Raw genomic sequence first — 8,554 nt, 5'->3', positions numbered from 1 at the left:
TAATCGTGTCTAAAAACTTGACTCAGATCCAGTTTGAGAAAAACCAACATAACCATCGATTAAAAGATTCATTAGCAACCTACATCTATAAATAGTATGATACCATGTCATTTATAGATGTAGTCGGCTATTGTGGCCCAAATTAATAAATACCACGTTGGCGCCAACTGAATTAACTATTAAAATTTCGGTGGTTAAAATCAGCAATAGTATAACTCTAACATTCACGATAAGTAACTACCAGCGACTGGATAAGTGTACCTTTTTAAGGAGGCCCAAAATTGATGTTACCATTATTGATCTTATTAGTTGAGTTTGTTTTACTCATATTTCTTGGTAAGATTCGAAAAAAATTATGGACTATACAAGATCAGACGAGCTATATTTTTGGGGACTTTTTCTAAGAAAGAACGACTCCCGTCGCAAAATGAGGCAGCTCAAGAAAAAAGTTCTTCAAACGTATCGTAGAAGTTCCCTAAAAAACGAACTACTCTTCTGGTTAGAATTTACAGTGGCTAAAGGTTGTTTTTATGGTTCACTCATATGGAGCTTTTACGTAATTGCTTTCGGAAATAGCAGAACTCCATTCTGGCCAGCCATTATAGGCTTTATAATGGCAATTCCACCTGCAATAGCACTTCCCCAACAACTGTATGATTTTTGGAAACAACAACCTATTTGGCATGAGCACCCCATTGAAAAACAAGCTTTCCTACTACCAAACGAACAGGACCACAAAGATTTAGTTAGGTACCATTTGCAATCCTACTCCGCATTGTTCGTCATGGCAATTATAGGATTTCTAGTATAGGAATCTGAGCGTTAAAAAAGACAAGGTGAGAAACTAATTTTGGTTTCGGGTATACTCCTACCAAGGTAGACAAGCAAATAATTAAAGCTTGTCTGCCAAGGAAGGAGTATTTTTTTATGGGCCGAAAAGGTACGAGATATAGTGAAGAAGATAAACTATTCTATATTAAATTGGTACAGGATGGGATGTCAGCTAATGCTATTGAACAGGAATATGGTGTGAAACGTGGTCAGGTTGCCCAATGGGTTGAGCGCTTCAACACTGGCGGTGTAGATGCATTGCGGCGACGTCCAAAGCACACCTATACTCCTGAGTTAATGCTTGAGGTCGTCCAGGCTTATTTGGCCGGTAGTACATCGTATCGCCAGTTAGCTCAACAATATAATATCTCTAATGACTCGGTTATCTTCCAGTGGGTCAAGCGGTATACTAGTGGTAAATCGCTCAAAACCACTAGGAGGACTACCCGGATGAAGAATGGTAGAAAGACTGAACAGGTCGAACGAATTGAAATCGCGCAGTGGGTCATCGCCAATGAGATGGACTACGTCGGCGCCACGACCCATTTTAACGTGTCCTATGGCCAAGTGTATGCGTGGGTTAAGAAGTTCAAGCAAGGCGGTCCCGATGCCCTCGCAGACCGTCACGGTAAGGCCAAGGAAGCCAATGGCCAATTGACCAAAATGGAACTAAAGGACTTAGAAATCAAGCGGCTCAAGGCCCGGTTAGCGCATGTCTCTACGGAGGTCGCCGTATTAAAAAAACTCCAAGAATTCGAAAGGATGGATGCCCAGCAAAAGAAAAATATCTCACAGTTCAAGCACTCTCGAAAAAAGTAAATCCCGACACTAATCAAGTGTATGGGATTAGTTTCATGTGCCAGTATGTCGGTGTATCTCGAGCTGCCTACTACAAGTGGCTTCACCGTAAAGTTAACGCGCATGAACTAGAGAATGAAGCCATTTTGGCGTATATCGTTAAGCGTGAAGAATCAAAGAATTATATTTTTGGCGTCCGGACCATGACAACGTATATTAATAAGGAGACCCCGTACCATGTTAGTGAGGGTCGGGTTCGTCGTATCATGCGTCGTAACGGGATTCAATCATCAATTCGTGCGTCTAAGCATGATCGAAAACAGGAGAAGAAAGACCACATTTACGCCAATAAGTTACTAAACGAAGATGGTAGCCATGATTTCAAACCTGAGCAACCAAATATGACTTGGGTGACTGATTGTAGTGAATTGAAATTTGGGCCCGACCAGAAGCAACGCTTACGTGTAAGTGCCATCAAAGACCTTTGTGACCGCAGTATTATCGCATGGGCGGTCGCCAGTACTGAGACCAAGGAATTAGTATCTGAAACACTCAAACAGGCCCTGAAAGCAACCCGTGGTGTGAAACCACAGATTCTTCATTCCGATCAAGGCTCGGCTTATACTTCTGGTGGCTACAACACCCTATTATCTGGAAAAGGAATCGTCCATAGCATGTCGCGACCAGGAACACCAGGCGACAACAGTGCCATGGAGTGTTTCTGGAGCCAGCTAAAGACTGAAGAACTGGCTTTCAAGGCACCACTCTCGGAAGTTGAATTAATCGGGATTATCAAGGCGTACGTCACATGGTATAACACGGAACGACGTCAGAAAACACTAAACGGTATGACTCCGGAAGAATACCGGAATCATGCCGTTCAAAAGAGTGCATAAAGCTTTAATTATTTGACCTGTCTACTTGACAAGGAGCAGCTCCACCAGCTACCACGAATCGCTTTGGGGAACGTCTTCAATGTGTATTTAGTCTTTGCCTGTGCCGTCGTAGGTGTCGTCAATTCGGCACCAGACACCCCAAGCGTCACTGCAACAGCGACTAGACTGATCATTTTAGTCAATTTCATCATTAGCTCCTCCAAGTAATTATTTATAACAGAACTATTATACAAAAGCAGGACGACACATTATGACGCTGGCTAATTTAATTTGAAAGAAAATAAAAAACATCACGCTAATGTGATGTTTACCTTAATCCAAATATTGGTTTCGTGTGTTAGTCAACGTCTCTTTCATCCGCTCAACAAGTGACTGTGGAGCGAGAACCTTAACCGCCTCGCCCTGACTCAGCAGCCACAATACCGCTCCATCAACTTTTGCAAAGGCTTCAATCACCACACTGCCATCTTCATTATATTTTACAACGCGTGATCTAGGAAAGAAATCCAATGCCGTTTGCTCGTAGTATCGGTAACTAAATTGAATTCGCGTCAAATCCCCAGAATCCAGTAGATACGTTTGACTTCGATGATCCTGAAGTGAGAAACGTTTAATGTAATCGAGCTTTTCGCCCTTCTTTGTCTCTAGGATATCAACGATTCGATCAAGCCGGTACAGCCAATATCCCCCATGTTCTTCACTCATCATCGCAACGTAAAAGTAGTGCACTTCAAAAAAAACCGCAACGGGCTGCGCGTGATGTTTTTGTGGCTTGTTATACTTTTTGGCACTCCCCCGGTAAACGAAAACCATTTTCCTATTTTGGGCGATACAAAGGGCAACCTCCCGAAGTCGATTCAACAAAGGCGTTGGTTTGGATAGCGGCACGTAGCCGCCACGGGAAATTTTTAACTGTTTATGTATCAAATCCTGCATCGCCGGTGATAATTGCGAGATTAAAAAATCCAAGGTTCTCGTCAGTTCGTCCTGTTCTAATGATCGGCTGCCTAATAAAATATTGCTGACGGTCAAAACCATTTCAAAATCGAGTTGCTCACTTTGTCGCGATAGGCAGTAAGTCCCATCCGTTTCAACAACTTCACCAGCATCGTACTCTGACATAGCGCTGCGAATATCAGCTAAGTCTCGCTGGCTGGTCCGTTTGCTAATATCATATTGCTTCAAAACATCCATTTGTAGCAGCGTTTCCCCATTCATCAGCCGAACAATTAATTCGGCCACGCGATACTTACTTTTCACTACTCCACCCCCTTGATGAAGACACAAATAGTTGTACCTGTTTGAGGATAATTATAGCATGGTTTGATGTGTGAGCTATACTCCTCTTTATGGCTATTAATTCTCCCTATAATACTTCAACAACTCAATACAACGTTGCTGATTTTCATTTGGTAAAAATGATTTTCGAACCGCCAATTGCATATAGCAGTTCACTCGATCCTTTTCTTTTAGTGGAATTCGAACAATCTGCTTGCTTAAAACAGTGCCATCATCAACGGCAATTCCGACACCTACGTTACGGGCCACCAAGCCTTCAACCAGCTGATTTGTCGCCGCCTCATATAAAATGGTTGGTTTCACGTTACGATAAAAGCAAAACTGGTCCAGTGCCATTCGTGGAATTGTCTTTTTATATCTGGCGATGAGGGGAACTTCTTTCAAGTCTTTGGGCGAAATTTCTCGCAATTTACTCAGGGGATGGTTGACGTTAACCAACAGGCTCAATTGCCGAGTTTCCAGCTGTGTCACTTGTAAGTCAGCAGATTGTTCGGGCTGAATAGTAGAAAAAACTGCAGCGTCTAGCTTTCCATTTCTCAAATCATCCAGTAATTTTTCTGAATCCGCTACCGTTGTCGTGATTTGATCCAACAAGTTATTTTTAACAAATCGCTCAATCATGCGTGGCAACCAAATTCCACCCGCAACGTTTGAAAAACCAAGTCGAACTTGCCGTTCATTTGCATGTTTGACCTCTAATTCCACTTGCGAAATTTCCCTAATAATCTTTCGTGCCTTCACGTACAAAACTTGGCCAGCCGGAGTGACAACTAATTTAGCCCGATGATTAAATTGGGTCAGTAAGGTAGTGCCATATTGTGTTTCTAAGCGTTTTACCGCAGCAGAAATCGCTGGTTGGGTCACACCAAACTGCTTCGAGGTTGCCGTATAGTTACCCGTTTCAACCAAGTGACAAAAATATTTTAAATCACGTTCGTTCACGATGTTCGCCCCTTTTCTTCCATTAATCTAATTATAAACGTCACAAGCAACTAAAATTGAATCTTGGCAAAAAAAAATCCCAACCTGGGATTTTTTTATTTTGATTACCAAAAGCCAATAATCTTTGTCCAGAGGAGTCCTCCGCCAAGCCAAACCACATTGAAAATCACACCAATGATGGCACTCAGTTTCCAGAAATCCTTATTTTTAATATAGCCGGTACTTGCGATAAGTGCAGCAGGCCCTGCTGAGTAAGTCGATGTTGATAGGTAAATTGATCCACAAAAGGCAAGCATCAATGCAGCTAATGTAGGCGGTGCACCTACTCCGATTGCAACGGATAGGAACCCAGCATATAACGCTGAAATTTGAGTCGAAACACTTGGAAATAGGTAATGTAGGTAGAAGTAGGCAAGGAAAAGAATAATCAATACCCATAACCAGTTCATACCGTGAAGCATGTTACCAAGCGTTTTTGAGAACCATGGGAAAAATCCGAGTGTCATTAATTTCTGGGACATTAACATGATAACTGAAAGCCAAGTAAGAATATTCCAAGCAAAGCTTTCTTTCAGCAAATCCTTTGTCGTCAATACACCCGTCACTAACAGGAATACAACGGCAAGGAAACTAACTTGTGTCGCATCAATGCCAATCTTTGACCCAAATAGCCAAAGCAGAATTGCGGCAACAAATGTTCCAGTCATGATTTTTTCGCTAACTGACATCTTGCCAAGTTCTTTTAGCTTACCTTCCGCCCAAGCATGCGCATTTGGCGTTTCCTTTACTTCTGGTGGATAAATTTTATAAAGGACAAATGGGATAATTAACAAACAGAGGATTGCAGGAACGCTCGCTGCCGCAAACCATTCCATCCAAGTGATATTAATTCCTTGTGTTTTAGCTAATCCTAGAGCAACCATGTTACCTGCCAAACCAGTTAAGAACATCCCTGATGTCACATTATTTATTTCATATTCATTAAAAACCAAGAATGAACCAAGTTTCCGTTGCGTCCCATCTTTGGGATCAGAACCCATTTCTCGTGATAAATTATCAATAATCGGATACATAATACCATTTACACGAGCATTGTTACTAGGAATACCAATGGCCAAAACCGTTTCAACAGCAGATAATGCGTACGCTAGCCCCAACGTCTTCTTACCAAAAGCACTAACGAACAGATAAGCAATCCGACTCCCTAATCCAGACTTAATGAATCCAGCAGCCAAGAACATGCACATCGCAACCATCCAGGCTGTCGAGTTACCAAATCCTGCCGCAAACTCATCCATGGTAAAGATGTGCGTCACAGTCGCAATCGTAGCCCCCGTTAAAGTGACTGCCATCATCGGCATTGGCTTCGTGACACAGGCAATAATGGTTGCCAAAAAGATTGCGAATAGATGCCAAGCATCCACATTAATTCCTGCTGGCTTGATCGGCGTCAATAACCATAAGCCAATTCCAAAAATAAGTGGTAAAATCCAGGCTTTCCAATTTATCTTAATTGTCATTTTTTGCACTCCCTAATCATTAATTTGATCTAACGCATTTTTAACTGCACCTTTAATTCCCTTACTTGTTGCAGAAGCGCCCGTTATTGAATCCACATCATAGGTGTTGGCTTCTAGCATTTCTTTTCGTAACACCGGAATTGCCTTGCCACCAATACTTGGCGATTCAGATTGTTGCAAGACCTCAATCTCCGTCATTTGATTGTCCTTGACAGTCACTCGAACGGTAATTGGTAAATCGCCTATTCCTTGCTCCGCTATACCTATATATTGATTTTCAGCGGTTTCAAACCTTGCTGTGGTTAACGTTGCATCTGTCTTTAAGTCATCATTCGTTTTAGATGGAGAAGTAACAACATCTATCTCCATTTCTTTCCCTTTCGACTTGGCTGCATTCATTCCTGCCAAACGTCCAGAAATTAACAAATCCGCTACCGAACTGCCACCAATGTACTTAGTTGCAAATGGATCCCCCAGTTCTCCAGCCTCATATAAATGAGGAATGACATTGCCCTGTAGGTCTAAAACCTCGCACTGACCATTTCTGCGCGCACCCCCATGGGTATGTAGAATGTTGTGTCGAATTGCAACGGCATAGTACGGGCCATTGGTAAACTTCCTCATGGTGTTAGTCGGACGATTAGCAACGTAATCTCGACCCTTTTCCTCGAAAAAGTTAAAATCATCGATTGACTGATTTAACAATGGTGCATCAATCTTCTTTGCTAATTCATCGATTGAATCAGCTTTAATTGCATAACTGATTATCTGTTTAATTTGACCAGCTTTAGCTGAGCTGTTATTTTCTAATTCTTCATACTGAGCTTGATCCATTACAATATGCGGATGATTTTGATTCGGCAACATAACATAATCTCCATGATTGTACTGGTAACCGTGCCGATCTTCACATTGTTCATTCAAATAACGTGTACCATCGTCCCCAGCAATGAAAACGCTACCCGTAAATAAGTCTTTCCATTGAATCATGTATGCACACTGTTCACGCTCTTTGCCTTCATTGAGTGAAAATGCATGTGAATCAAAGTTCGACATGTGCCATAGACGGGCCCCAGCCTCGACTGCCAGGTCAATTCCTTTGCCTTGATTGTAAAGTGTTCCGATTGGCGCCAATGATCCTCTTCCTAGAAAAGTCTGAACCATTTCAGGATTGTTCTCATATCCACCCAAACTCATCACAACTCCATTTACAGCAGCTACATTTCGCAAATGACACTTATGTTCTATTTGGACACCCATAATTTCTTTAGTTTGTGGATTTTGAATTAAATGTTGAGCTGGTGACTCATACCAGATATCAATTTTATCTAACTGTGCATAGACTTCGTGCCGTAGCAGCTTCCAAAAACTACCATCATACAACGTGGTCATGCTTTGATGAATCATGTCGTCCGAATTCTCAAACTCATAATATTCTGGATGCTTGTGCATCCCAGATTGATGAGCTTCTAGATTATAATCTGTCTTTACATACTTAGGTAAATTGGTTATTTCTCGAACAAAACTATTTAAAGTATCCTCGTCATGTTCAAATGGTTTAAAACTTTGAAGGTAGTAATTCTTAGCCTTCTCAAAATCAACGGCCGTTGCAAATGCACCAGCAGCAAATCTTGTGTTTCCGCCTTCACTGCCTTCAGGTGCAGCATCTATTAATAGAACTCGACTATTTTGTTTAGCGGCGTAATTAGCCGCAGTTGCCCCTGCTCCACCAAATCCGATTACAATGACATCGTATTTGGCATCCCATTCTAATTCACTTGAGTAATTCATAGTGATCCTCCTTTAAATGACACTTCTTACTAACCTGTAATATAGGCTTTCACAATTAGTTATTCCAATTTATTTTTATAAGCTTTTCAAATGAATAATAGCTACCAATCCCATTACTCCAGTCTTAATTGCGTTTATATAGTGGAATTAGTATAATTAAAAAAGATTCACTTATAATTTATTTTTATATTTAATTGGAGGACCTAACATGGATGAACGTGACTTAGCCTACTTTTGCAAATTAATAGAATTAGGATCTTATACAAAAACTGCTACTTTTTTTGATGTCACTCAACCAACAATTTCTGCTTCAATCAAGCGACTCACTCTCAAATACAGTGATCCTTTGATTACAAAGGAAAACCGTAAAAGTAAACTTGTCCTCACTGCAGCCGGCACCATTCTCTATCAAAAAGGACTAAAGATTTTAGAGAATATAAAAAGTCCCTCGATTTAAAATTGAAGTGCAACACCTGC

General features: G+C 41.3%; 7 protein-coding genes. 3 read left to right on the top strand and 4 right to left on the bottom strand.

The features are described 5' to 3' along the window. Positions 1 to 927: 927 nt before the first annotated feature. Positions 928 to 1,650 (top strand): helix-turn-helix domain-containing protein, encoded by a 723-nt coding sequence (locus tag FD47_RS12825; RefSeq protein WP_054736414.1) that lies wholly within the window; start codon positions 928 to 930, stop codon positions 1,648 to 1,650. Between the two features lie 35 nt (positions 1,651 to 1,685). Further along, on the top strand, positions 1,686 to 2,525 hold the full coding sequence (locus FD47_RS12820) for an IS3 family transposase (protein ID WP_056980766.1): 840 nt from the start codon (positions 1,686 to 1,688) through the stop codon (positions 2,523 to 2,525). A gap of 312 nt (positions 2,526 to 2,837) precedes the next feature. Here the strand turns inward: FD47_RS12820 and FD47_RS12810 are convergent, their stop codons facing one another. The 4 genes from FD47_RS12810 to FD47_RS12795 all read right to left on the bottom strand — a co-directional run bounded on the left by FD47_RS12810 (position 2,838) and on the right by FD47_RS12795 (position 8,077). Then, positions 2,838 to 3,785: a helix-turn-helix transcriptional regulator gene (locus FD47_RS12810; protein WP_225352997.1), complete on the bottom strand. Its 948-nt coding sequence runs from the start codon at positions 3,783 to 3,785 to the stop codon at positions 2,838 to 2,840. A 96-nt stretch (positions 3,786 to 3,881) separates the two neighbouring features. Continuing rightward, positions 3,882 to 4,766: a LysR family transcriptional regulator gene (locus FD47_RS12805; RefSeq protein WP_056980765.1), complete on the bottom strand. Its 885-nt coding sequence runs from the start codon at positions 4,764 to 4,766 to the stop codon at positions 3,882 to 3,884. Between the two features lie 104 nt (positions 4,767 to 4,870). After that, a complete protein-coding gene (locus tag FD47_RS12800) occupies positions 4,871 to 6,286 on the bottom strand; it encodes a DASS family sodium-coupled anion symporter (protein WP_056980764.1) in 1,416 nt (471 codons plus the stop codon). A gap of 12 nt (positions 6,287 to 6,298) precedes the next feature. Next, positions 6,299 to 8,077 carry an FAD-dependent oxidoreductase gene (locus tag FD47_RS12795; protein WP_056980763.1) on the bottom strand — a complete coding sequence of 593 codons (1,779 nt, stop codon included), beginning with the start codon at positions 8,075 to 8,077 and terminating at the stop codon, positions 6,299 to 6,301. Between the two features lie 208 nt (positions 8,078 to 8,285). On the opposite strand from FD47_RS12795, the gene FD47_RS12790 reads away from it, so the two are divergent. Then, positions 8,286 to 8,534 (top strand): LysR family transcriptional regulator, encoded by a 249-nt coding sequence (locus FD47_RS12790; RefSeq protein ID WP_056980762.1) that lies wholly within the window; start codon positions 8,286 to 8,288, stop codon positions 8,532 to 8,534. The last annotated feature ends 20 nt before the right edge of the window (positions 8,535 to 8,554 follow it).

It is taken from the genome of Lentilactobacillus parafarraginis DSM 18390 = JCM 14109, assembly GCF_001435895.1.
GTDB lineage: Bacteria > Bacillota > Bacilli > Lactobacillales > Lactobacillaceae > Lentilactobacillus > Lentilactobacillus parafarraginis.
Note: the sequence above shows the minus strand (reverse complement) of the source record. Positions and strands in the feature narration are given on the sequence as shown.